The 24,191-nt window shown below is 54.1% G+C and carries 20 protein-coding genes and 1 pseudogene; 7 read left to right on the forward strand and 14 right to left on the reverse strand.

Features of this window, described 5'->3' with window-relative positions; all coding sequences use genetic code 11:
• Positions 1 to 4 precede the first annotated feature (4 nt).
• Positions 5 to 976, reverse strand: coding sequence for a bifunctional MaoC family dehydratase N-terminal/OB-fold nucleic acid binding domain-containing protein (locus BM395_RS19050; protein ID WP_170860631.1), 972 nt, complete (start codon positions 974 to 976; stop codon positions 5 to 7).
• Positions 977 to 1,029: 53 nt separating this feature from the next.
• Positions 1,030 to 1,818, reverse strand: a complete 789-nt coding sequence (locus BM395_RS19055) for an SDR family oxidoreductase (RefSeq protein WP_090514952.1) — start codon at positions 1,816 to 1,818, stop codon at positions 1,030 to 1,032.
• Between the two features lie 126 nt (positions 1,819 to 1,944).
• Here BM395_RS19055 and BM395_RS19060 point away from each other — a divergent pair, with 126 nt between their 5' ends.
• On the forward strand, positions 1,945 to 2,739 hold the full coding sequence (locus tag BM395_RS19060; RefSeq protein ID WP_425287647.1) for an enoyl-CoA hydratase: 795 nt from the start codon (positions 1,945 to 1,947) through the stop codon (positions 2,737 to 2,739).
• Between the two features lie 252 nt (positions 2,740 to 2,991).
• Here BM395_RS19060 and BM395_RS19065 read toward each other — a convergent pair whose 3' ends face one another.
• From BM395_RS19065 to BM395_RS19100, 8 genes are all read right to left on the reverse strand, one after another.
• Positions 2,992 to 4,371 carry a DUF1329 domain-containing protein gene (locus BM395_RS19065; RefSeq protein WP_090514893.1) on the reverse strand — a complete coding sequence of 460 codons (1,380 nt, stop codon included), beginning with the start codon at positions 4,369 to 4,371 and terminating at the stop codon, positions 2,992 to 2,994.
• Between the two features lie 13 nt (positions 4,372 to 4,384).
• A complete protein-coding gene (locus BM395_RS19070; RefSeq protein WP_090514896.1) occupies positions 4,385 to 6,052 on the reverse strand; it encodes a DUF1302 domain-containing protein in 1,668 nt (555 codons plus the stop codon).
• Between the two features lie 138 nt (positions 6,053 to 6,190).
• Complete coding sequence (locus BM395_RS19075) at positions 6,191 to 7,777, reverse strand: FadD3 family acyl-CoA ligase (protein WP_090514898.1); 1,587 nt, start codon at positions 7,775 to 7,777, stop codon at positions 6,191 to 6,193.
• 21 nt (positions 7,778 to 7,798) lie between these two features.
• Positions 7,799 to 8,830: a ferredoxin--NADP reductase gene (locus tag BM395_RS19080; protein ID WP_090514901.1), complete on the reverse strand. Its 1,032-nt coding sequence runs from the start codon at positions 8,828 to 8,830 to the stop codon at positions 7,799 to 7,801.
• A 2-nt stretch (positions 8,831 to 8,832) separates the two neighbouring features.
• The gene (locus tag BM395_RS19085) at positions 8,833 to 9,594 is read right to left on the reverse strand and encodes an SDR family oxidoreductase (protein ID WP_090514903.1); all 762 of its coding nucleotides are present in this window, start codon (positions 9,592 to 9,594) and stop codon (positions 8,833 to 8,835) included.
• Complete coding sequence (locus BM395_RS19090; protein WP_090514956.1) at positions 9,591 to 11,318, reverse strand: FAD-binding protein; 1,728 nt, start codon at positions 11,316 to 11,318, stop codon at positions 9,591 to 9,593. Before BM395_RS19090 ends, BM395_RS19085 begins: the two co-directional genes overlap by 4 nt.
• Before the next feature lie 72 nt (positions 11,319 to 11,390).
• Complete coding sequence (locus BM395_RS19095) at positions 11,391 to 12,581, reverse strand: acyl-CoA dehydrogenase family protein (RefSeq protein WP_090514906.1); 1,191 nt, start codon at positions 12,579 to 12,581, stop codon at positions 11,391 to 11,393.
• Positions 12,582 to 12,830: 249 nt separating this feature from the next.
• Positions 12,831 to 14,261: a coniferyl aldehyde dehydrogenase gene (locus BM395_RS19100; protein WP_090514909.1), complete on the reverse strand. Its 1,431-nt coding sequence runs from the start codon at positions 14,259 to 14,261 to the stop codon at positions 12,831 to 12,833.
• 187 nt (positions 14,262 to 14,448) lie between these two features.
• Here BM395_RS19100 and BM395_RS19105 point away from each other — a divergent pair, with 187 nt between their 5' ends.
• The 6 genes from BM395_RS19105 to BM395_RS19130 all read left to right on the forward strand — a co-directional run bounded on the left by BM395_RS19105 (position 14,449) and on the right by BM395_RS19130 (position 20,374).
• Complete coding sequence (locus tag BM395_RS19105; protein ID WP_090514913.1) at positions 14,449 to 15,453, forward strand: flavin reductase family protein; 1,005 nt, start codon at positions 14,449 to 14,451, stop codon at positions 15,451 to 15,453.
• A 17-nt stretch (positions 15,454 to 15,470) separates the two neighbouring features.
• Positions 15,471 to 16,244 carry a glucose 1-dehydrogenase gene (locus tag BM395_RS19110; protein ID WP_090514916.1) on the forward strand — a complete coding sequence of 258 codons (774 nt, stop codon included), beginning with the start codon at positions 15,471 to 15,473 and terminating at the stop codon, positions 16,242 to 16,244.
• 11 nt (positions 16,245 to 16,255) lie between these two features.
• Positions 16,256 to 17,053 carry a fumarylacetoacetate hydrolase family protein gene (locus BM395_RS19115; protein WP_090514919.1) on the forward strand — a complete coding sequence of 266 codons (798 nt, stop codon included), beginning with the start codon at positions 16,256 to 16,258 and terminating at the stop codon, positions 17,051 to 17,053.
• 17 nt (positions 17,054 to 17,070) lie between these two features.
• On the forward strand, positions 17,071 to 17,967 hold the full coding sequence (locus BM395_RS19120; protein ID WP_090514923.1) for an acetaldehyde dehydrogenase (acetylating): 897 nt from the start codon (positions 17,071 to 17,073) through the stop codon (positions 17,965 to 17,967).
• 11 nt (positions 17,968 to 17,978) lie between these two features.
• Positions 17,979 to 19,004 (forward strand): 4-hydroxy-2-oxovalerate aldolase, encoded by a 1,026-nt coding sequence (dmpG, locus tag BM395_RS19125; protein ID WP_090514925.1) that lies wholly within the window; start codon positions 17,979 to 17,981, stop codon positions 19,002 to 19,004.
• Positions 19,005 to 19,066: 62 nt separating this feature from the next.
• The gene (locus tag BM395_RS19130) at positions 19,067 to 20,374 is read left to right on the forward strand and encodes a spinster family MFS transporter (RefSeq protein WP_170860630.1); all 1,308 of its coding nucleotides are present in this window, start codon (positions 19,067 to 19,069) and stop codon (positions 20,372 to 20,374) included.
• A 58-nt stretch (positions 20,375 to 20,432) separates the two neighbouring features.
• Here the strand turns inward: BM395_RS19130 and BM395_RS19135 are convergent, their stop codons facing one another.
• The 4 genes and pseudogenes from BM395_RS19135 to BM395_RS19150 form a co-directional block, all read right to left on the reverse strand.
• Positions 20,433 to 21,197 (reverse strand): SDR family oxidoreductase, encoded by a 765-nt coding sequence (locus BM395_RS19135; RefSeq protein WP_090514928.1) that lies wholly within the window; start codon positions 21,195 to 21,197, stop codon positions 20,433 to 20,435.
• 77 nt (positions 21,198 to 21,274) lie between these two features.
• Positions 21,275 to 22,801, reverse strand: coding sequence for an amidase (locus BM395_RS19140; RefSeq protein WP_090514930.1), 1,527 nt, complete (start codon positions 22,799 to 22,801; stop codon positions 21,275 to 21,277).
• Between the two features lie 27 nt (positions 22,802 to 22,828).
• Positions 22,829 to 23,482: an EthD domain-containing protein gene (locus BM395_RS19145; RefSeq protein WP_090514933.1), complete on the reverse strand. Its 654-nt coding sequence runs from the start codon at positions 23,480 to 23,482 to the stop codon at positions 22,829 to 22,831.
• A gap of 220 nt (positions 23,483 to 23,702) precedes the next feature.
• A pseudogene (locus tag BM395_RS19150) lies at positions 23,703 to 24,065 on the reverse strand (integrase core domain-containing protein); the annotation flags it as partial.
• Between the last annotated feature and the right edge of the window lie 126 nt (positions 24,066 to 24,191).

The following is a 24,191-nucleotide window of genomic DNA, read 5'->3' on the forward strand; positions in this document are numbered from 1 at the left end:
CACCTCAACCCGCAACCGGGCGAAATTGCGGCAGCGTTTGCTGCTCATCAAAACGATGGAATTCGACCTGCAGACGCTGGCCGATTTGCAATGTACCCGGCTCCACACCGACCAGGCCGGCAATGAGGCGCACGCCTTCTTCAAGTTCAATCAGGCCGATGGGATTCGGATAATTAAATGGCGGTACCTCCGGATAGTGCATAACCACAAACGAATACAACTGTGCCTTACCCGACGCCTCAACGCTGTCCCAGTCAAAACTGTGGCATTCACTGCAAACAGGCCCAGGTGGATGACGTAGTGTCTGACAGGCTGTGCAACGCTGGATAAGCAACTTGCCTGCATCACAGCCTTCCCAGAAGAAACGCGTGTCATCACTGATTCCAGGCAAAGGTCGTTTAATCACAGAGGCTGACTTTTGCTCGATTTTTACGTCTGCGCGATGCGCTGGCTTGAACTTAAACACACGGAACAGTTGCTGCCCGACAGGCTCGTCATTACCATCGACTTTCTCCGAGAAATAATCCATCAGCACCGTGACAAAAAAACCGGTCCCGAGCCCTGTGGTTTTTTCTTCAGAAACACTGTCGAGCTTACTGGTGAAGTACAAACGTTCGCCCGCAACAATCTGGCGGTTAAATGCCAGATCAGAATTAACCGCTACCACAGCCGGATAACCGTACGGATCAATAACCTTGAGAACCTCAAAGTTATTTTCCTGGCTTGAGGGTGCCGGGAAATTCTCCGGACTGAGCCCACCCATACACCAGACTTGAAGCATTCCTGGCGGGGCTACCACGTCGCTATAACCCTGTGACCGGGCAAAATTGGAATCCGTGTAAAGCGGATTTTCAATGCCCATGATTTCGCACCAATGTCGAATCATCGGGGCGTTAACCTGGTCCCAGGCATAGACGCGACCGTACTCACGCCCGACCATGGCCTGAACCTTTTCGAGTAATACTTGATCAGCCAAGTTCGTCTCCTGATTGTTTTCCAAGACCCGCCTTTCGGCATGGTCGCGTTTACTCATGCCTTGTTGACGGTCGCAGCCGCCAAGAACGAAGGCTGCTCACCACCGCCATGTAACAGCAGATTGGTCCCACTGAAGTACGCCGCCATAGGTGAAGCGGCATACAGACAGGCATTGGCGATATCCGCAGGCTCGCCCATACGACCTGCCGGGATGGTCTGACCAACCGCAGCAATCCCTGGCTCGTCGCCGTAATGCAAATGTGATTGTTCGGTGCGAATCAGCCCCGGGCTTATGGTCAGCACGCGTACTTTCGGCGCCCACTCCACCGCCAACGAACTGGCCAATGACACAACTCCCGCCTTTGCTGCGCCATAAGCAGCGGTGCCCGGTGATGGACGACTGGCCGATACCGAACCAATGAAAATGATCACGCCGCCGGCAGCTTGTTGCTGCATCAAACGGTTGGCCTGTTGCGCCAGATTTAGAGGCGCCAGCAGGTTCAAGCGAATGATACTTTCGCTGAATCGCGGCGATGCCGTAGCAGCTTCTGCGGACGGACTGCCACCTGCATTGTTAATCAGTACATCAATGCGGCCGTAATGCTCATGCACAGCCGCCAGCAACTGCTCGGTCGCATCTGGGTCACGTACATCGGCACTGAGGAAACGTGCGCTGCGCCCCTCTACGCTTGGTAACTGCTCGGGCTTGTTACGCCCGCACACCACAACCGAAGCACCAGCAGCCAAAAATCCTGCTGCAATCCCGGCTCCGATGCCCTGAGTACCGCCAGTGATCAACACAACTTTGCCATTGAAGTCCAGGGACTCAGTTAAAGACTGCATGGAGCAAACCTCTTGCTTGTTCATGCATCCACTGTAATTGGCTGCCTCCACGAAGCTCGTCGTCTAAATGGACGATGAACCCAAACCCACCACTGCTGAGAATCGCCAATATCCCAAATTTCCCGTATGGAACCTGCCAAAGCCATGACCTTGCCGACGCTGTTATTGGACTTCCCCCTCGCACACGTTGCGCGCCTGACCCTTAACAGGCCCGAGGTCAGTAATGCCCTGAGCCTTGAATTGCAGGCACAGTTATCTGCGCGCTTTACCGAGCTAAGCAACGACCCTGAAGTGCGCTGTATTGTGCTGACAGGTAGCGAGAAGGTTTTTGCAGCGGGTGGCGATATATCGAGTATGGCCGGCGTCGGCCCAATCGAGATTTTGCAGCGCCATACCGAACGCGTTTGGGCGCCCATTCAACATTGCCCCAAACCGGTAATTGCCGCGGTATGCGGTTACGCCTATGGTGGTGGCTGTGAGCTCGCCATGCATGCCGATATCATCATTGCCGGCCGCAGCGCCAAATTCTGCCAACCGGAAATTCGCATCGGCATCATGCCCGGCATTGGCGGCACACAGCGCCTGGTGCGTGCAATCGGCAAAGCCAAGGCAATGCAAATGGCACTAACAGGCAAACCTATAAGCGCTGAGTACGCCTGCATTGCAGGATTGGTAAGCGAGGTGGTGGATGACGCTCAAGTTGCCGAGACTGCTTTGGAACAAGCGCGAGTCATTGCGCAAATGCCGCCCCTGGCAGCCGAGCAAATCAAAGAGGTTATGTTAGCGGGTATGGATGCCTCCCTTGATGCCGCGCTGGCGATGGAACGTAAAGCTAATGCGCTGCTGTTTGCGTCGCAGGATCAGAAAGAAGGCATGCAGGCATTTTTGGAAAAACGCAGACCAGAGTTCAAGGGTATGTAAGTAACGGTGGGCTATTGACCACTTCTGTTAAGAACGGCTGTTTCTGCCTGCTCGCCCCCCCCCCCCCGCCCTCATAGACATATCCAGCCTATGGCCGACAACCTCTTCCTCCTTCCCGAGTTTCGGTAGTGGCTTGACCCACTATGAGTGCGCACTGTAACTAGCCAGAACACCAGAAATACAACTTACCCCTAACACTAAAAGCCCCGCCAAATTTAATCGACGGGGCTTTGTCATAACGTGCACGGAGTTCTAGCGACCCGCTCTTCTCGCAGCTTCTGGACCAAAGTCACGCGGTGTTAGATCACCTCGATTCAGACTGTATCCCGCCGCCTGTTCGTTAATCAGGTTGAATGCCAGATAACTTTTAGCTTCCAAGTCGTGATACAGACCGACGCCCGCCTGCCAAGTCTTGGCCGCATAGTCGTAGAAGTAGTTGATCATCGAAGTGCGCCACAGACCACCACGGGCGTCGTAGTTGTCGGCCATTATCATCAACCAGGTATCTTCATCTACATACATGCGGCGCTTACTGTAAAGGTGGCGATAACCTTCCTTGAGGTCACCTTCCAGCACCCAGACGCGGCGCAGCTCGTACCGCATATATTTGGGATTAGCGTGAAACGGTGGCAGCAGGTCCGCGTATTTGATATCCGGTGAGTGAATACGATAGGCATTGGCGGGCACGTACATTTCTTTCTTGCCGACAATGGTCCAGTTAAAGCGCTGGCCGGAACCATTGAATATGCGCACTTCGTCGACGGTGATCGAACCACCGGTGCCGGGAAACTGCATGTCAAAACCATATTCCGGCGACTGCCGTACGCGGCGTGTTCCTGGGTCGTAGCGCCAGCTTTGACGAGGCTCGGTGGTGTGGTTGTAGAACTCCATGCCGGTATTGATCTCGCCGCGATCGCGTTGTGGCAGCAGGGTTTCGTTCAGGTAATAAGACGACTGACCTTCAGTTTTACCGATACGCCCCGGCTCTAGGCCAGGCGCCAGATTTTTCGAATGAACACGACCCCAGTTGATAGTGCCATTACTTATGACGTAGGCGTTGTCAGACACATACTCTTCGGTCCATGGCCGGTAGGTGAAGAACGATGAGGTCCACATCAGCTCCAGACCTGTTTTCGGGAAGGGAAACAGCATGCCACCGGTAGTTGCCTCTACGCCCTCCCCATCACTCACTAACTTGGCGTTCTTGGCATTCTCCAGCGTGGCTTTGCAGACACTTTCAGGAAAACGGAAGTCACGACGAGTCGGGTAGACCGGCATGCTGTATGTTTGCGGATAAGTTTCAAACAGAGCCTTTTGACCTGCGGAAAGACGATCAGCGTACTGACTCATATTCTGCGCGGTAATCACAAATAACGGCTTGTCGTTTGGATACGGATCAATCGGGTGTTTGCCAGTGCCCTCAAAACTCACACCTTCTGGGGCGCCTAGCCATTTGCCAGTCCACTCAGTAATGCTGCCATCGGCATTACCTGCTTTCTCGGCACCGACACAGGTTAGATCTTTACCCAACCGGGCAATCTCTTCGGGCGTTGCCGCCGCATATACAGCGCTGGAAAGCAAAATGCTCTGCGCTACCAACGCAGCAATCCATAATAGTTTAAGTATTCGCATGATTACTGTTCCCTCAGAAAGTGTATTTGGCGTTCAAGGACACATAGTCGCGGTCAGCAAGGGTACGACCCTTGTCCAGATCTGCCGAAGACAAGTAGTTGACCCACGTTGCGCCGAGTTCGAGGTTGCCGATGTAACTGAATGTAGCGCCTAGCGTCAGCCGCTTCTCATCGCGGCCCAAGCCCTGACTGCCACTGCCGTCGACGTTCTGCTGCCAAACGCCCGAAGTGGTCAGATCCCAACCATTGAACACGCTAGGAAAGTCGAGATAGGCGCCCACTCCCAGCAACGTATCGGAGCGAGTTTGACCGTCGTAAACAAAGTCATCGAACTTGCCATTTTCGCCCGGCAAACCGCCAGTAACGGTTAGCGTGTCGACGCTCTGGATGCTCGTGTTAACCAGCTCGCCCATTAGCGTGGTTTGATTGGCCAGGCCGTTGGGGCCGAGGATGTAAACAAGGTTGGCGTTGGCCATCAGCACATCCCCAGTGGTGGGAGCACCGTTGCTCAAATAAACCGGGGCTCCCTCACGCAGGCTCAGGTCTGAACCGATCTGCACATCGCCAACCTTCGAGGTCAGGCTGAGGCCTGTGAGTTTGAGATCTTCGAAGTAGCCAAATTTGAGCGTGGGCACGCCTGCACCGTATCCCGCATCATCAATACTGCTCAGCGATGAAAACTGCGTAGTGCCACTGGTGTCGAAGAACATCGATGCCACACGGTCGTGATAACGATAATGATAGAGCCCAAGTTCTGTGTTGAAGTCTAGATTCCAACGAGCACCAAGCCCCCATTGCCCTGAATCACGCGGGTCTTGAACGCGGGTTGAGTTGGCAACTGTGAAGGATGCATCAGGCAAGTTACTGATCACTCCCGGCGCGAACCGATAAAACTGCGATCCTGGTCCAAAGAAGTCCCCACCGAAGAAGTCTCCGACCGGATTGAGAAGCGTTTCTTCCCACTCAAGCTGGTAGAACCCCGTAAGTGCAAGGCTTTCGTTCAATGACCAGGTGAAAGACAACTGATTAACAGGTAAATAGGCGTCTTTAGCTTCGGTTCCCGGAACGTTGAACTTGGTCGAATCAACCGGCGCCTGTCCCTGGCTGATGTTCGGCCAGAACAAACTTTCGCCCCACGCCACCAGATGACGCCCTGCATTAAGTGACAAATACTGCGATTCGCCAACAGGAAAGTTGCCGTATAAATAGGCATCTAGGAGCTGGAAACGGCTGCCACTGTTGCGGCGGGTGGAGCTGGTGAAGCGACTCTCATCACCGGGTGTATTGACCACACGGTTTACAGTGGCGGCAGAATCGTTGTCGTTATCGCTTTTATAGACCTCATCGTAAAAATCACTGGCCCGTAACACGCCACCGATATTGTCTTTCTGCACCCGCAATTCGCCAAACACGCTGACACGGTTGTTGATCGGCGCATAGCGCTCAAAATTGCGCGTGGCATCGTCGTTGTTTATGTCTGCCAGATAATGACTGTCCGGACTGCGTGTTCGGAAGGAATAGGTGTAGTTGACAGTGACTTGAGAGTCTACTTTCAAGCCGTTTTCAAACTCGATACTTGGCAGCGCTAATGCCACTGCAGGTGTAAGCGAGGTTGCGACTGCCAGTGCAAGAGGTTTGAGCCTGACGTGAAGAACAGGTGCCTTAAACCTGGGTATTTGCATAGCGCGATCCTTGTTTTTATTTATAGACACGGCATGTGTTCTGGCAGTATTTCGCGCACTCAAAAAAAATGCCTACCCCAGACGGAGTAGGCATACTTAAAGGTTAACAGTCGCGTTACGGCGTGACATTTGAGACAGTTAAACGCTTAACTCTCGGGCTAACTGCAGCTTGTCGACCTTGTTCGAGGCATTCATCGGCAGCACCGGATAAAACTTCACCTGACGCGGGACCTTGTAGTTGGCCATATGCTCACGAGACCATGCGATTAACTCAGCAGCATTTAAACTGCAGCCTTTACGCAGCACGATGCAAGCGCATCCAACCTCGCCCATGCGTGCATCGGGCACACCCAACACTGCAACTTGGGCAACTGCCGGATGCTCACTAATGGCCGCTTCGATCTCCGCCGGGTAGCAGTTGAAACCGCCTACAATGAACATGTCTTTGAGGCGCCCGGTGATACGCAGGTTTCCCTGTGCATCTAAGCTGCCCACATCGCCAGTGTGCAGCCAACCCGCGCTATCGACGGCCTCGCTGGTAGCCGACGGATTATTGAAGTAGCCCTGCATGACATGGAAGCCTCGCAAGCAGATCTCGCCCGGCTCACCTGCAGGCAGCGGATTTGAGTCTGTATCAAGAATCGCCAATTCAGTACCGGGGATCGGTTTACCGCTGGTGGCAGCAATAATATGAGCGGAGTCCTGAGGGTCGCAAATAGTCGCCAGGCCGCCACATTCTGTAAGGCCATAGGCAGTGGTCACGACCTTGAAACCCAACTCTTCTCGCATGCGCCGAATCAGCACCGGCGGGATCGTGGATGCACCAGTGACCGCGACACGCAAACTTGACAGATCCGCTGTGGCCAAGCCTGGATGATCGAGCATCGACAGATACAACGTCGGTGGGCCGGGCAAAATAGTAATACGATCCTGCTCTACGCGGCGAAATACATCATCGGCGTCAAACACTGCCTGCGGCACAATAGTAGCACCGCCGAGTAAACAGGTGAGCCAGCCAGCTTTGTAGCCAAACGAATGGAAGAACGGGTTGACGATCAGGTATCGATCGCCCGGTACCAAGCCAATGATATGCACATACTCATTGAATGCCCTCAAACTCTGACCGTGAGCATACATCACCCCCTTCGGTTTACCGGTGGTGCCGGAGGTAAACAGCAAGTCGGATAAATCATCAGCACTAATCGACTCGGCCCGTTTCTGTGCAAGCTCGATGCTGATGGACTCACCTGCACTTATAAACTCATCAAGGCATTGGTCGGCAAAATATGAAGTCCCAATAACTACCATGTGTTCCAGACTTTGCGGACGTACAGCTGCAAGCATTGCCGGGTAATCGTTGCCGAGGAATTGGTCTTGTACAAACACCAGTCGCGTGCCACTGCGCTCAATTATATCTGCCGCCTCGTGTCCTTTCATGCGTGTATTCAGCGGCACCAGTACAGCCCCGGCAGCCTGCAATCCAACAGCTAGCAGCACCCACTCAACGCAGTTGGGTGCCCACACTGCGACTCGGTCGCCTTTGTTGATTCCTACCGCCATCAGACTGCGGGCGACCGCCAACATGCGCATTGGCAGCTCTGCATAACTGATGCTTTGCTGCGCGTCTTCAAGCGCTGCTCGTTGACCATGAATGTGCGCTGCGCGCAACACCAGAGCCGGAATCGAGGCTGGTAGATCAGCCGGCGTTGGGAACACAGAAGCCATCAGGTTGCTCTCTTCAGGTTATCAATCAGGGAAACGCAAATGAACTTTGGCGCTGGTCGCTACGGCCTGACAGGCTAGTGTCCAGCCTTCACTCAGCTCTTGTGCGTCCAGGGCGTCGTTGTGCAACAGATCTACTTCACCCGACACCAGCGAGCACATGCATGAAGCGCACGAGCCAACCAGGCACGAATGCGGGGGTTGCATGTTCACCCGTTGCATTGCAGCCAGCAAAATCTCGCCAGGCTCGCAGTCGATCTCGCGAGTTTCGCCATCAAGCTCGACGGTTAAACGTGTAGCCTCTGCACTGTCGTGCGCCACTATTGTTTCTTGCGGCTGCTCACTTTCGCTGGGGAGTGAAACAAAACGCTCCACATGAATTGCGCCGTGTTCAAGCCCTGCTTCGCGCAACGCTTTGCTGCCGGCATCCATAAACGGCCCAGGGCCGCAGATGAAACCCTGCGCACGATCAAATCCGGACGCTAAGTGAGCCAGTTGAATAACCGTTGGATGCCCCTGAACGCTGGCCAGCCAATGGATAACTTGCAAGCGAGGCCCAAACTCGGCCACCAGCTCTTGCAACAGTGAACGGAAAATCACTGATTGCTCGTCCCGGTTAGCGTAAATGAGCCTCACGCGTCCTTTGCCTTCACTGAGCACTGAACGCAGAATCGACAACACCGGCGTGATACCACTGCCACCCGCAAGTAGTATGAAATCTCCATCAAGATGGCGCGGCACAAAGATTCCGGCGGGCGGTAGCACTTCGACCGTGTGTCCAGGCTTAAGCTGATCGCACAACCAATTGGAGCCACGGCCCTCATCGACACGTTTAACCGTAACCCGCAAATTTTCAGGGCTGAACGGCGAACTGGACAACGAGTAGCAACGCGGCAGCCAATCATTCCCAAAGGGAATTCGAAGGGTTAAGAACTGCCCGGGGCGGTACTTGAATCTAGTCTTGTGCTCATCAGGAATACTGAACTCGAATGAGCAACTGTCGTGTGTTTCCTGAATAACAGCAGCGACGGGTAAAGAAATATAAGTCTGGCTCATAGTCAGATACTCATCACAAATTGCCCGCTGTCGACCCGCAACTCAATGCCGTTCACCGCTCTCGACTCATCACTGGCAAGATAAAGCACGGCATGGGCGACATCTTCTGGCAAACAGGCACGATTCATCGGATCGCTATCAATAGTGAAAGCTGCAGGCTCAACACCTTGCGGATATGAGTTACGTGTCATGGCTGTCATCACCCCATCTGGGTGGACAGAATTACAGCGAATTCGATACTTGCGTTTGCGACAATGCACAGCAACGCTGCGAGTTAATGCGGCGACAGCACCTTTGCTGGCACCGTATGCCAGATAATCATCACGGGCGGCCAATGCGGCAATAGATGAAATGTTGATGATCGACCCGCAACCCCGGTCTTTCATCAGTTGCACCGCCATCTTGCTGCCCAGAAATGCACTGTCAGCGTTCACGCGCATGAGTCTGTGCCACGTATCAAGACTGGTTTGTTCAATATCACCGGGTAACAAAATCCCAGCGTTATTAACCAACACATCCAAGCCTTGATTGTGTATGCGCAAGTTCTCTGCCAATTGCTGCCAGCTGTCCGGATCACTGACATCTTGAATAATAAAGCGGGCAAGCGATCCCAGTTCATCGGCGATTCGCTCGCCGTCTAGCTGGTTAAGATCGGTCATCACGACGTATGCGCCTTCCCCGACAAACAGACGCGCGCACGCCTCACCAATGCCGCTGGCAGCGCCGGTGACAACGGCCAGCTTGCCAGCAAGACGACCGCTCACACTGACACCGTTTGATGTTGCGCAATATGCAACGCGGCTAAATAACCAAATGTCATGGCTGGGCCGAGCGTTCCGCCAGCCCCTGGGTACGCTGTGCCAAGCACAGACGCGGATGTATTGCCGATGGCGTATAGGCCTGCAATAGCCTCGCCATTTTCGCGAACGACCTGCGCATGCTCGTTGGTCAACAAACCGCCTTTGGTACCAATGTCACCGGCATACATCGGCATCGCGTAGTAAGGCCCCTTCTCCATTGGTGCCAAGCACGGATTTGGGCTGATATTGCTGTCGCCGTAGTAGCAGTCGAAAGCATTGCCGCCGCGTTCAAATTCAAGGTCAACACCGGTTCTGGCGTAACCATTGACCCGCTGTACGGTGTTTTTGAGGCCAGCACCATCTATACCAATCTGCTCAGCCAACGCATCGAGTGTGTCGGCTTTGAAGTAGACATTGTTCAGCCAGGTCTTGCGCAAACGGCTGTCGGGCATGATCTGCGCAGGCATTAATGGACCCATGGCGTAATTGAAGCGGAATTTACTGTCGAAAATCACCCACGACGGAATGCATTTGCCTTCTGTAGCGGCGTTGTCGCGGTACATGGCGTCAACAAATTCGAGGTAAGGCGTCGCCTCATTTACGAAGCGTTGGCCCAACCCATTGACAACGATAGCGCCAGGAAAAGCGCGCTCAGCAAATACGCCACGGGCGCGATCTTCACCGGGCACCAGCAAGCTGGGGGCCCACCACCCCCAATCCAGCAGATCAGTCGCTGCGCCAATTTTTTGCCCAGCTTCAAGCCCCGCACCTGTATTCGCACCTGCAGGGGTAGCACTCCAAGCCACTTGAGTTGGTTGCGGCAAGTACTTATCACGCAGCGCTTGATTCTGCTCGAAGCCACCGGCAGCCAAAATGACACCGTGGCGCGCATTAATACGCCGCAACTCACCGTCGCGCTTGACCACAACGGCACAAACGCGCCCCTGCTCCTCAATCAACTCATGAAAGTCAGTGTTAAGCCACAGCGGAATATTGCGATCCATCAATGAAGCCCGCAGGCTCGCGACCAGTGCATTTCCTAATGCAGTACGCCGATCACGCTTGCTGCCGGTTTTTTTCCGCCACCTGAAATCGAGTTTGTAGCGCAGCAGCATCCAGATAATCATCATCCGCCAGCCAGTGCTTTTAGACATGGCTTTGTGCGCGTCGCGGGCGGTCCATGCAATCTTGCCCATGAGCATATTGCCAGGCGAACCTTCGCGCAGCTTACTCAGCTCATCACCCAACTGACTCAAATCAAACAGCTCGGGATCAAGGCTTCGACCACCTTCTAGTGAGCCCGGCAGATGCTGGTAGTAATCCGGGTACTTGGCTGCAACCGCATAACGAACGCGGGTGTTACGCTCAAGCCAGGCAATCATTTTTGGTGACTGCAACATGTAGGCGCGCAAACGACGCTCGTCTACCCGGTCACCGACTGCGCCCTTGAGATAAGTCCACGCCAGCTCCTCGCTGTCTTTTCCACCAATTGCTTTGAAATGATGATTATTGGGTATCCAGATACCCCCGCCAGACAACGCTGATGTACCGCCGTACTGGCCAGCCTTTTCGACCACCAATACCTCTAGACCCTGGTCGGCAGCCGTAACTGCCGCAGTCATGGCGCCGGCGCCCGAGCCGACGACGACAACATCATATTCGGCTACAGATTGATTTGAGTTTTGCATAGATTCGCTCGCTGGCCAGTTGAAGTTGCGCATCCAATTTCCGTCACTCAACGGAAATCGCCATTTGCAAAATCAGACGTATGGATCGGGGTTAGGCATACCAAGCTGCACAGTGCCGAACGCACGCCCATAGGCCGCCACGTTGTTGGAAATATGCCCACGCGCTTGGTGCAGATCACGGAATGTGCGCGCCACCGGATTGGAGTTATAGAGCCCAGAAGCCGCCATGCAGCGCAGTAGCTGATTAACCTTCTCGGCGCAGATATTGGTTACGTAGGCCGACTGGTAGCGATACAACAGACGGGTTTCTACATCCGGAAACTGGTTACGCTCAGCCATATCCCACAGATGCGCGAAGTTGCGTTCCAGCACCAACTTGAGTTGATCCAAGGTCAATACAGCGTCTGCCACTACATCTTGAGCCACCGGATCTTCTGCAGTCTTTGCGCCATGTTTACCGATATGCTTGGCAGCGTTAGCGCTGAACTCATTGATAGCACCTTGCAGAGCGCCCATGCATGAGCTTGAAACAGCGCGGCTGAACACCTGGGCGAATGGAATCGCGTAGAGCGGGCTGGTATTTATCGCCCGCCCTGGTGTGGCTTCCATACTGGTGTTGTTGGTGCGCTGCACACGATGGTGTGGCACGAATGCGTCATCAACGACAATATCGTGACTTCCGGTGCCACGCAGACCGAGCACATCCCAGTTGCGCTCTATGCTGTAGTCGCTGCGCGGCAACAGGAAGGTGCCATGCTCGCTGCCCTCACCGTTCGCGTCGGCCGGAATAATACCGCCGAGCAGGGTCCATTTGCAGTGTTCGCTGCCGCTGGAAAATCCCCAGCGACCGCTGATGCGGTACCCACCCTCAACGACTGTGACTTTGGCCACTGGCATGTAGGTTGAACCAATCAGGGTTTTCTGATCACTACCCCACACCTCTACCTGTGCCTCCAGCGGGTAGCGCGCCAACTGCCAAGGATGGACACCCATAACGCCGTAGACCCACGCTGTGGACATGCAGCCCTCAGCCAAGGTCATTTGAATTTCATAGAAAGCGCGCGGATCCAGTTCTAAACCACCAAAGCGCTTGGGCTGCATAACCTGAAAAAAACCGGCTTCCTGCATGTCGGCAATGGTTTCATCCGGGATTTTAAGCTCGCGGTCGGCCTGCTCCGCGCGAGCCCGCAGTGCAGGTATCATCTTGCGCGCCGCCTCTAGCAGCTCGATTTCTTTTTTTGTTCTTTCACGAGTGGCAACCATCTTTGGGTCCTCCGAAGACTTTCCGCACGACAATACAAGCGGGCTGTACTGATTATCTGAAGGCCAGTCCGGCAACTCATCGTCAATCTGGACTAATCAAAATAACAATCGAACCTGCACAAACTCGAAGGGCTGTCAGGTACTTGCCACACCGCTAACTGCGCGTATTTCTTGCTTTTCATGGCTCAGCAAAAAGACAAAGCGAGTCACTCACGCTCAGTGAGTGACTCGCCAGTAATAGGGGGAAATTTAGCGGCAGATCTGCGCTTTCATGGCCTCGCTAAACTCAGCGTGGTATGGCGCCAACATGCCCCATTCTGCCCTTGGATCATAAGCAGGCGCTTTGAATACTGTGCGCGCATGGCTGAACTCAACGAATCCCTCACGGCCGTGATAGTGGCCCATGCCTGATGCACCAACACCGCCAAACGGAGCATCTTCCATCGCTGCGTGCATCAATGCATCATTGATAGTCACACCACCAGACAAGGTGTGCGCCAATACCCAATCTTGTTCAACGGCATCAGTGCCAAAATAGTAAAGCGCCAATGGCCGCTGACCGAGGTTGATTTCACTGACCACGTGAGCAACTTCCTGATAGGTGAGCACCACTAGCGCGGGACCGAAAATCTCCTCCTGCATAATGCGGCTGAGTCGCGGAGGATTGAGCACAATTGACAATGGCGCTCGACGTCCGCTAGCTGGCATTGAAACGTCCGGGCAACGCAACACCTCTGCGCCCTGCTCTTCAGCTTGGTCGATACACGATTGCACGCGTGAATAATGCTGCGGGTTTATCACGCTGACCAGGTCCGCATTACCTTCAACGCTTGGGTACAGCGCACTGTAGGTCGCACAAAATGCGCTCAGGAAAGGCTCTCGCAACTCAACCGGTACATAAACAATGTCGGGTGAGATGCATATCTGTCCGCCATTGGTACCCTTGGCAATGGCCAGTCGACGCGCCGCTTCTGGAATATCTGCTGAGCGACTGATAATGACCGGCGACTTGCCACCTAACTCTAAAGTTACCGGCACCAGGTTTTCTGCAGCGCGCCGCATTATGTCGCGCCCCACCGCCGTGCTGCCGGTGAACACCAGATGATCAAATGGCTGACTGGCAAATGCTTGCCCCACCTCGACACCGCCGCATATCACCGCCAACTCCAGCGAATCAAAGCGCGCATCTATGGCCTTGGCCAATACCTCTGCGGTACGCGGAGTAATTTCAGAAGGTTTTAGTACGGCGCGATTACCTGCAGCAAAAGCGCCAGCCAACGGGCTAAGCAAAGTGAACAGCGGCGCATTCCAGGTACCGATAATACCGACGCTACCCTTAGGATGAAATTGCACCCACGCCTCACCCCCCAACTGATCGTATGGTGCGAATACCTGTCGTGCCTGGTTCGGTAACCAGTGAGCAAGATTATCTCGTGCATGTTTGAGCGAGGTCAGCGAGCCCAAAACATCATTCATCAGACTGAAGCCCGGATGGCGCCCGCCGAAGTCAGCATCCATTGCACGGGCGAGCGCCTCGTGCTCTTCAACCAGCAGATCGATTACTGCTTGGATCCGTTGCTTGCGAATTTCGATTGAAACGTCACCGTGGAGATTCGTTGCATTACGTTGCTCAGCCAACAGCGGCTTCAGTTGCTCGATTGATTGCAGATACGCACCCACGGTGACACTCCTTACCCGGCTCAGGGTAGCTCTTGTAATTGCGCCACACACTAATCCTGCAGGCCCCGCCGATCCTCGTCCATACGGACCATCAAGCGCCCATAAGCGTTAGTCCATAGAGACGATGTTTACGCCGTCTTGCGAACCAATACTGCGTCCATCATCGGCATAAATTGCGAGACAGATCATGACTGCTATGGCCAGTTTCAACCCAAAAGCGTTTCGCGACGCGCTCAGCACGTTTACCACCGGCGTTACGATTATCACTACGCGTAACGCACAAGGGGAACCGATAGGCGTGACCGCCAACAGTTTCAATTCAGTGTCGCTCAATCCGCCGCTGGTTCTCTGGAGCCTGGCTAAATCAGCCTTGAGCCTTGATGCCTTCTCCAGCAACAAACATTGGAATGTGCATGTATTGTCTGTTGAGCAAGAGGGCCTGTCAGGGCGCTTTGCATCCCGCGGCGAAGACAAGTTTGCGGATATAGAGCTGGATCGCGGTATCAACGATATCCCGCTGCTGCATAACTCTACCGCTCGTTTTCAATGCCGCACCGCCTTTATGTATGAAGGCGGCGACCATGTGATTTTTGTCGGTGAAGTTCTTGGCTTTGATAAGAGCGAGCTACCTGCACTGGCATTCCAGAGCGGTCAATATGCATTAACCGCTCGCAAACCGCGGGAAGGCGTACGGCTGTCATCGGCCAACGAATATCCACCCGAGTGCAGCTACACCGAAGACCTGCTGGGTTATCTGATCGGTCGAACGCACTTCCAGCTGGTAGCCTACCTGCGCACTTTGCTGCAAAACCACAAGCTCGACGAACACGCTTTCTTTGTTCTGTCAGTTCTCAGTATCCGCGATCGACTGACACTTGAGCAGATCAATCAATTTGTGTCCTACACCGGTCGTGAAGTTAGCCAGAGCATGCTGCTGTTTTTGGAAAAGCAGCGTTTTATCGCCGTCGAAGCGGACGGTGATGTTCAGCGCTTTGTGCTGACTGCAGACGGTCGCGAAGCTTCGCTTGAACATATTGCACTGGCCAAAGCAGTTGAACAGGACGTAACCGAAAAGCTCGGCGCAGGCGACGCTCAAGCGCTGAAAATTCTGCTCAAGCGAGTTATTCATGCCACCGATCCAGGCCTCCCCGATTTATGGGTCGCTGAACAAAAGAACTCGCCAAACATTTAGCTCATACCGGAGGCTGCATGCCACTTATTGATCAATTTACCCTTTGCGGACAGGTCGCCTTAATAACCGGCGCAAGCAAAGGCATTGGCAAGGGTATCGCTCTGGCGTATGCCGAAGCCGGTGCCAAGGTTGTATGCGTCGCACGCACATTGGGCGATGTTGAAGCAGTCGCCAATGAAATTCGCCAAGCAGGCGGTGAAGCCATCGCTGTGAGTTGCGACGTTAATGATGCTGGTCAGCGTGAAGCCGCCGTTGCTGCGGCCATCAATGCCTTCGGCAAGCTCACGCACCTGGTCAATAATGCGGGGGGCGGCGGCCCCAATCATCCGTTGAAACTGAGCTGGCAGGAGTTCGATAACTCCATGCACTTTAACGTCACCAGCGCTTACCACTTCATCCAGCTTTGTGCACCGCACATGACGGAGGCGGGCCAAGGAAACGTGATCAACATTACCTCGGGGGCGGCTCGATATATCCAGCGCAACTTCAGCCGTTATGCCGCCGCGAAAGCCGCATTGACGCACCTGAGCTGTATGCTTGCGCAAGACTTCGCCCCGACCATCCGCATTAACGCCATTGCGCCCGGACCGATTAAGACGGACGCACTTAATGGCGTGATGAGCGACGAAATCCGCCTGATCATGGAAGGCAATACGCCGATGAAGTGTCTGGGCGACGTGCAAGACATCGCCGCGGCTGCGCTCTACCTGGCTACACCAGCTTCTAAATGGGTGACCGGCAAGATCATCGAAGTCGATGGCGGAGCCGAAGCCAGCGTATTCCCAACCTAAGGACAATAAGCATGGCACTCGACAACAAGTTGATTCACGCGCTCGGCGATGAGCTGTTTAACGCCTTACAGCAACGCACTACCGTTGCCCCAATCACCACGCGTCACACCGAGATCAGCATTGAAGACGCCTATCGCATCTCACTGCGATTTCTGAGTCGCCGTGAAGCATTGGGCGAGATGGTCGTCGGCAAAAAAATCGGCGTCACCAGCAAAGCGGTGCAGGACATGCTTAACGTCCACCAACCGGACTTCGGATTTCTCACCGACCGTATGCAGGTGCCCAACGGTGCAAATGTGAGCCTGCTTGAACACCGCCTGATTCAGCCTCGCGCCGAAGGTGAAATCGCGTTCATTCTAGCGGAGGACCTCGTCGGCCCTGGCATAAGCGCCGAGGACGTGATGGATGCCACAGCGGCAGTCACGCCGTGCTTCGAGATCGTCGACTCACGCATTACGGATTGGAAAATCCGTATTGAAGACACCGTCGCCGACAACGCCTCATGCGGCGTGTTCTTGCTCGGTGAAGAGAGAATCGACCCACGCACTTTAGACCTTGCTGCTGTTGAGTTAACCATGCTCAAGAACGGCCAACCTGCTGGCAGCGGTTTGGGTTCAGCCGTACAGGGTCACCCTTGTGCAGCCGTTGCCTGGCTTGCGAACACTCTGGGCAAACTGGGGATTCCTTTCCAGCGTAACGAAATTATTTTATCCGGCGCCCTCGCCCCTCTGGTTCCAGTGGTTGCCGGTGACCATCTCGAAATGCAAATCAGCTCGCTGGGCACTGCCAGCCTGCGTTTTACCGCCTGATACTCAGGGAGAATCTTATGAGCAAGAAAATCCGCTGTGCCCTGATCGGACCCGGCAATATCGGTACCGACCTTTTGTACAAACTCATGCGCAGTGAGTTCTTGGAGCCCGTCTGGATGGTGGGTATCGACCCAACATCAGAAGGCCTTAAGCGCGCTGAAGAAATGGGCCTTAAAGTCACTTGCGAAGGGGTTGACGGGCTATTGCCACATATCGAGAGCGATGAGATTCGTATTGCTTTCGATGCAACCTCGGCCTATGTGCATGAGCAAAACAGCCGCAAGCTAACCGCACTGGGCGTGCTGATGATCGACCTGACACCCGCTGCGATTGGCCCGTATTGCGTCCCACCGGTTAACTTGCTGAGCAACCTAAAGGCGGGCGTCAACAACGTCAACATGGTTACTTGTGGCGGCCAGGCCACCATTCCGCTGGTGGCTGCGGTATCCCGCGTACAGCCAGTTGAATACGCCGAGATTATTGCCACTGCGGCCTCTAAGTCTGTCGGCCCGGGCACGCGCAAGAATATTGATGAGTTTACCCGCACCACTGCCAGCGCAATCGAACAAGTGGGCGGTGCTAAACAAGGTAAGGCAATCATCGTTATAAACCCGGCAGAGCCGCCATTGATTATGCGTGACACGGTGCACTGCCTGGTCGAAGGCGAACCTGACCAGGCGGCTATCTACGCCTCTATCGAACAGATGATTGGCGAGGTGCAAAAGTACGTACCTGGTTACAAGTTGGTCAATGGCCCGGTATTCGACGGCAATCGGGTGTCGATCTTCATGGAGGTCGAAGGCCTGGGAGACTTCCTGCCCAAGTACGCCGGTAACCTCGACATCATGACGGCTGCCGCAGCACGCACCGCCGAGATGTTCGCCGAAAACCTGCTCAAACAAACTGCTCTTTAAGGAGGCACGCCATGGATCTTCGCGGCAAAAAGATAACCGTCCACGACATGTGCCTTCGCGATGGCATGCACCCCAAGCGCCATCAAATCAGCCTGGATGAAATGAAATCCATTGCTCAAGGGCTGGATCAGGCCGGAATTCCACTGATCGAAGTCACTCACGGTGACGGTTTGGGTGGCAGTTCGGTCAACTATGGCTTCCCCGCACACAGCGACGAAGAATACTTGTCAGCAGTGATACCGTTGCTCAATCAAGCCAAGGTATCGGCATTGTTACTGCCCGGCATTGGTACGGTTGAGCACCTGCGAATGGCTAAAGACCTTGGCGTCAATACCATTCGTGTCGCCACGCACTGCACTGAGGCCGACGTATCTGAACAGCACATTACCCTCGCGCGTGAGCTGGGTATGGATACTGTGGGTTTTCTCATGATGGCGCATATGAATAGCCCTGAAGGGCTGACTCAGCAAGCGTTACTCATGGAAGAATACGGTGCCAACTGCGTGTACATAACCGACTCCGCTGGTTATTTGCTACCGCATGATGTCAGTGCGCGCGTTGAGGCACTGCGCGCTGTACTGAAGCCTGATACCGAAATCGGCTTCCATGGTCATCACAACCTGTCGATGGGTGTATCCAACTCAATTGCTGCTATCGCAGCCGGAGCAACTAGGATCGACGCCGCCTGTGCTGGCCTGGGTGCAGGCGCCGGTAATACACCGATGGAGGTGCTGGTTGCAGTATGCGATCGCATGGGCATCGAAACCGGGGTGGATGTATTTGGCATTCAAGACGTTGCTGAAGATCGCGTTGTGCCGATCATGGACTTCCCGATTCGCAGTGACCGCGACGCACTAACCATGGGTTACGCCGGCGTGTATGGCTCATTCCTGTTGTTTGCCAAACGAGCCGAGAAAAAATACGGCGTATCAGCCCGTGAAATTCTGGTCGAGATGGGCCGTCGCGGTATGGTCGGTGGGCAAGAAGACATGATTGAAGACACCGCACTGACGCTGCTCAAACAACGCAAGGGCTAATCCAGCCGCAGCACTTCCAACGGCTCCTTCACGGGGCCGTTGTTCATTTGGAGGCGGTACATATGTCCACTGCAGTGCAAAGCCCAGGGCTGGGTTGGCGTGCCCACGGAGTACTTTCAGTTTTGGTTTTCGCCTACGCTGGGTTCTTTCTCGGCCGTCAGATCATGTCCGTAATGATTGAGCCCATCAAGCTCGAGTTTGCAGCTTCCGATGGTGCAATGGGATTGATCTCCGGCCTGGCTTTTGCAGCTATCTACTCGGTAATGGGCCTCCCAGCCGGTCGCTTAGCCGATCGTATCTCAAGGAAGCACCTCCTCACTGTGACTGCGGTACTCTGGGCAACCGCTACTATTTTCTGCGGTATGGCGACAAGCTTCTGGGTATTGGTATTCGCACGCATGCTGGTGGCTGTATTTGAAGCGCCAGTGACCCCAGCCTCGTTTTCTTTGATTGCCGATCTGTACCCCGCACAGCAACGTTCTCTGGCCATCAGTTTTTTTACCGGCGCGCCGTCTGTCTCAGCAATCGTGGGTTTAGGTGTAGGTGCTTGGGTTATCGACAACTGGGGCTGGCGCAGCGGTTTTTACCTGATTGCGACACTCGTTTTGCTGGTCTCAACGGTGCTAGGAGTGTTTGTGCGTGAGCCGCAACGTGGTTATTGGGATGCGCCGCAAACCAAAGCACCACCCATGCACTCTATGCGTGAAGCCGCTGCTCACTTGCTTAGCAACCGCCCTTATATGCTGTTAATTTTCGCATGCGCACTGTTCAGTTTTAGCGGCTTTGCTTTTGCCATGTGGAACACAAGCTTCCTGATTCGCTCACACGGATTGTCGTTACAGCATGCCGGAATCTTTGCAGGTGTTGTAACTGGCTTCACCGCGACTATTGGCGGACTATTCAGCGGCTGGCTGACCGATCGCTTAGCCGCCATTGACCGCCAATGGCTACTGGGTATACCCATCATTGGCCAAAGTATCGCGCTGGTGTGTATGGTGCTGTATCTACTCTGGCCAACTGGCACCGCGTTCTACGTTACCAATATGCCAGTGCCAACGACCATGCTTTGGTGTGCGTTGATGGGGTTCTTCACCGTCTGGTGGGTCGCGCCCCTCTTCAATCTGCTCACACAACTGGTTAACCCTTGGGAGCGGGCTACAGCTGTGGCCATGCAAACCATTTGCACCACGCTCGCGGGCGTTGGTTTGGGTCCGCTGTTTATCGGCCTGGCCAGTGACGCATTAGCAGAGTCCACCGGTACCGAGTCACTGCGCTACGCATTATTGATCTCCAACAGCAGTCTTGTGATCGCGCTACTGCTATTGGTGCGGCTCTATCAGCAGCGCATATTGACGAACACTAGCCGCTGAAGCACAGAGAAACAAAAGGCCCGCAATGGGCCTTTTGTTTAGCAAGGAGCATGATCGATCAGAAACGATCTGGGCGGATCATCGCATCCATCCCGCCGTCAGCAAACACCACGGTGCCATGCATAAAACTGGCTTGTGCAGACAACAAAAAGCGAATGACATTGGCTAACTCGGCCGGCTGACTGCCCCGTCCCAGCGGTGCCACAAAATTGCGTGTGGCTTCACCGTAACGCGCGTCTTCAGTTGATGCCTTGTATAGCGGCGTTTCAACGACACCTGGCGCAACCACGTTTAAGCGCACGCCAAACTTGGCCCACTCGTGCACTTTACGCCGGACAAGAATACTGACCGCAAGCTTTGAGCCGGCGTAAGCCAAGTTGGGACTTAGCTCACCAGAGGCTGCCAAAGCGCCCTCTTCATCTCCGTCGAGCATCTGTCCGATAATGGGGTGCTCATCCACCCCTGGCTGCACCGACGCAACCGAGCCGACGACCACTGCAGCAGGATTATTGCCTTTACTCAACGCGTCAGCCAAACCTTCGAGCAAAGCACTGACAGCGAAGTAGTTGACTGCCAGTATCAGCCCGCAATTTGCTGCGGTGACACCCAAACCTGCGCACAACACCAGATTATCTAACCGCCCACCACAGCGATCAATAATCTGTTTGATCGCCTGCTGACGACCTTCCGCTGATGAAAGGTCTGTGTTGATATCTGCATTCGCACGGTCGATACCGATGACACTATGGCCAGCCTCACGCAACTGAGCGCAGAGCGCTGCACCAATGCCTGAGGCTGAGCCGGTAACTGCTGTGATTGGCATGTTGTCTCTCCTGACTAATTCACCAATCACAATGAACGTTACCTCATAGCCAGACATCGTCCTGAAAGACTATCGCCTCAAAGATTCGCTACGTTCTTGAACCAAGGGTGCGCTTGCTCCAGTTGTGCGGCTATGCGTAACAAGGTGCGTTCCTCGCCGAAGCGCCCTGCAAACATTATCCCTATCGGTAAACCACTTTCGCTCCAGTGCAGCGGCACGCTCATGGCAGGTTGCCCGGTGATATTGAACACCGTGGTTAGCGACGACATCCGGCTTGCCGCAGCACCGTACTGTTCAAGTGGTAGGCTCATGTTTACCGCGCCAAGCTTCGGAGGTAGATCTGGCAAGGTTGAACTGAGGATAAGATCGTACTTCTGCATAAATACCGCCATATCACTACCAGCACGACGTAACGCGTTGTGGGCGGAGTCGTAGTCGGCTTGTTTCAACTGTCGGCCCCAGACAAGCATCTGCCAATCCGCAGGTTCCAGATCCGCTTCGGTAACCTTACGACCGAGTTGCTGCTCCCGCTTATTAACTGTTTGCGCCAAACTGAACATGCTCATGACACCCGCAGCCTTAGCTGCAGCACTCAGATTAATACTTGGCCGCACCTCTTCCACGCTATGGCCTAACCCACTGCATAACTCTGCAGCTTGACTAACCGCCAACCGACATTGCGGGTCTAATACGCCGCCCATCAGTGGGTCAAACATCACAGCGATGCGCAATTTCCCGGGCTCACGTTGCATCTGCGCTAAATAGCTTCCCTCTTCTGCCTGAGCGGCAAACTCGGCACCCAGGTCTGTCCAAGCGAGAGCATCCAGTAATCCCGCGGTGTCGCGCACACTACGGCTGATCACGTGCTGCGCCGCAAGTCCACCGCGCACCTCACCCCTTCCAGAACCTATCGGTACCAGCCCACGGCTTGGTTTTAGCCCGAACAAACCGCAAGCAGAGGCTGGTATACGAATCGAACCACCTCCATCGCTAGCATGGGCGACCGGCACTATGCCAGCCGCTACCGCCGCAGCTGAACCACCCGATGAGCCCCCAGCGCTGTACGCCAAATTCCAGGGGTTATGGGTATCACCAAACAACGTGCTCTCAGCGCTAGGATTGTTGCCAAACTCTGGGCTGTGAGTCTTGCCAAATATAACCAGACCAGCCTGACGTGCACGCAGCACATACGGATCATCATGTGAGGCAACTGCATCCTTAAAAAACCGTGAACCATTGGTCGTCACTGTGCCTTTCATGCTTACGCCAAGATCTTTTAACAAGAATGGCACGCCACCAAAAGGCCCATTGGGTTTACTGTTTTTGACTAGCTCACGGGCCGCATCATAGTGTTTAAGCACCACAGCATTGACCGAAGGGTTGATCTCTTCGGTGCGTGAAATGGCAATTTCTAACAACTCTGCTGCGCAAACTTCACCACGGCGTAACAGATCCGCCAGCGCAATTGCATCATGTTGGCGGTACTCATCAAATCTCATGCTGCTGCTCGCTGCAGAAGCTGCCGAAAAGGGCAACTGGAGGGCAAACCCTCCTGCAAGGGCACCACTGGTCGCGAGAAAACTACGCCGCGAAATGGACTTCATTCGATGACTCCTGTTGTTATTAGTCTTTCAAGGAAGATACTTCACAAAACCCTGCTGCAACTCATTTCTAGAGGTCGCGTGAGTATGTACAGCAACAGCTCCGATAATCCCCGGGGTCACCCCAGCGGGTAGCAGGTGCGTCATGCAAGCAGTCACCGTCTGCATCCACAGAATTGCATCAAACGGAAAACGCTCACCTGCCAGTGGCTTAAGCATGTCCAAGCTCAGTTTTTGCAGAGTGCCTATATCCCAGCTCATTACTTGAGCAGCAGCTTCGACTCTTTGGCAAAACTCCGATTGTTCCATATCACATCGTTTGAACAACAGCGCGTAACGCGAAGAACTCACTGGCGACTCGGCGCAAGTCCGATCCAGCAATATGGTTTCATCCGCTCTCGCTACGCGAATTTTTTCTGGTTGCATAAACAGGTGTTCATCATCCTCCAGCAACTTACGCGAGCGCGAGTGCATGATGTTGCTGGAGTCAAAATCGCTGGCCATCTGAAACTCGCTAATGCAGTCGAAGTCGAGTCCCAAGGCATCTGACTTGAGGTAGTTGCGGGTGTATCGCTGATAGGGGAAATTTCTAATCGCCAATCGACAATGCGTATTTTCGTAATAGCGTCGAAAGGTGTCTCTACAGGTATCTGTTTTACGGGTTATCAGAGAAATCGCTTTCATCGGTCAGCTCGTACAACCATGCATTCTGGAACAATGACTGAGTTTTAAGCCAAATTTAGAGGCGTGCATCGTCCATTTGGACAATCCATCGAAATGCCTTGCGACCGTTAAACCATAGAGTCAGGAGCGGGCTTTGCATCACTGAGTTGCTGGCGGAGGACGTAAACACCCAACAGCAATAGCCACCAAGCCGTCGAGCAAAGCCGGTTGTTCGTGTTGCTCAGGCGACCTCTCCCCCGCCTTCAATAGAAGTTGGCTTTAGAGTCCTGAGTAAATGTAACGGTTTTGAGGCCAGTAGCACTGCAAAGGCGGATGGAGTTAATCCGCCGAGTACTTTATTGGGTCTCCCTTCGTTGTGCTCCCGCCGCCAAGACTCAATAATCACCTTGGCCTGCGACAGACTGGTGAACCAGTGGTCGTTCAGGCATTCATCACGAAAATGGCCGTTAAAAACACGATGTAAGCGTTCTGTTGGGCTTACCCGGCTCAATCAAACGCAACTTCACTCCACGTTGATGAGCCTAGTCAGCAGGGCGCGGCCGCAGACCTCCTTGCCATTGTTTGTACGGATCAACTTGGGTAATAGAGCGACATACCCAGACGATCCAAAATTCGAGATCGATCCGCTATCGGGATTTTCTAGCGCTTATGTGTTTTAAAAGATGGGTAATTGTATGGGCTTGCACACCCATTTGCATTCGAGCTAACC

It is taken from the genome of Pseudomonas marincola (genome assembly GCF_900116605.1).
In the GTDB taxonomy this organism is placed as follows: Bacteria; Pseudomonadota; Gammaproteobacteria; order Pseudomonadales; family Pseudomonadaceae; genus Aquipseudomonas; species Aquipseudomonas marincola.

Excerpts from the sequence above, each read along its gene's own strand:
- dmpG (WP_090514925.1), top strand. The coding sequence starts at position 17,979 with ATGGATCTTCGCGGCAAAAAGATAACCGTCCACGACATGTGCCTTCGC.
- BM395_RS19140 (WP_090514930.1), bottom strand. The coding sequence starts at position 22,801 with ATGAAGTCCATTTCGCGGCGTAGTTTTCTCGCGACCAGTGGTGCCCTT.
- BM395_RS19145 (WP_090514933.1), bottom strand. The coding sequence starts at position 23,482 with ATGAAAGCGATTTCTCTGATAACCCGTAAAACAGATACCTGTAGAGAC.
- BM395_RS19090 (WP_090514956.1), bottom strand. The coding sequence starts at position 11,318 with ATGCAAAACTCAAATCAATCTGTAGCCGAATATGATGTTGTCGTCGTC.
- BM395_RS19080 (WP_090514901.1), bottom strand. The coding sequence starts at position 8,830 with ATGAGCCAGACTTATATTTCTTTACCCGTCGCTGCTGTTATTCAGGAA.
- BM395_RS19135 (WP_090514928.1), bottom strand. The coding sequence starts at position 21,197 with ATGCCAATCACAGCAGTTACCGGCTCAGCCTCAGGCATTGGTGCAGCG.
- BM395_RS19130 (WP_170860630.1), top strand. The coding sequence starts at position 19,067 with ATGTCCACTGCAGTGCAAAGCCCAGGGCTGGGTTGGCGTGCCCACGGA.
- BM395_RS19060 (WP_425287647.1), top strand. The coding sequence starts at position 1,945 with ATGGAACCTGCCAAAGCCATGACCTTGCCGACGCTGTTATTGGACTTC.
- BM395_RS19075 (WP_090514898.1), bottom strand. The coding sequence starts at position 7,777 with ATGGCTTCTGTGTTCCCAACGCCGGCTGATCTACCAGCCTCGATTCCG.
- BM395_RS19105 (WP_090514913.1), top strand. The coding sequence starts at position 14,449 with ATGACTGCTATGGCCAGTTTCAACCCAAAAGCGTTTCGCGACGCGCTC.
- BM395_RS19065 (WP_090514893.1), bottom strand. The coding sequence starts at position 4,371 with ATGCGAATACTTAAACTATTATGGATTGCTGCGTTGGTAGCGCAGAGC.
- BM395_RS19095 (WP_090514906.1), bottom strand. The coding sequence starts at position 12,581 with ATGGTTGCCACTCGTGAAAGAACAAAAAAAGAAATCGAGCTGCTAGAG.
- BM395_RS19070 (WP_090514896.1), bottom strand. The coding sequence starts at position 6,052 with ATGCAAATACCCAGGTTTAAGGCACCTGTTCTTCACGTCAGGCTCAAA.
- BM395_RS19055 (WP_090514952.1), bottom strand. The coding sequence starts at position 1,818 with ATGCAGTCTTTAACTGAGTCCCTGGACTTCAATGGCAAAGTTGTGTTG.
- BM395_RS19115 (WP_090514919.1), top strand. The coding sequence starts at position 16,256 with ATGGCACTCGACAACAAGTTGATTCACGCGCTCGGCGATGAGCTGTTT.
- BM395_RS19120 (WP_090514923.1), top strand. The coding sequence starts at position 17,071 with ATGAGCAAGAAAATCCGCTGTGCCCTGATCGGACCCGGCAATATCGGT.
- BM395_RS19110 (WP_090514916.1), top strand. The coding sequence starts at position 15,471 with ATGCCACTTATTGATCAATTTACCCTTTGCGGACAGGTCGCCTTAATA.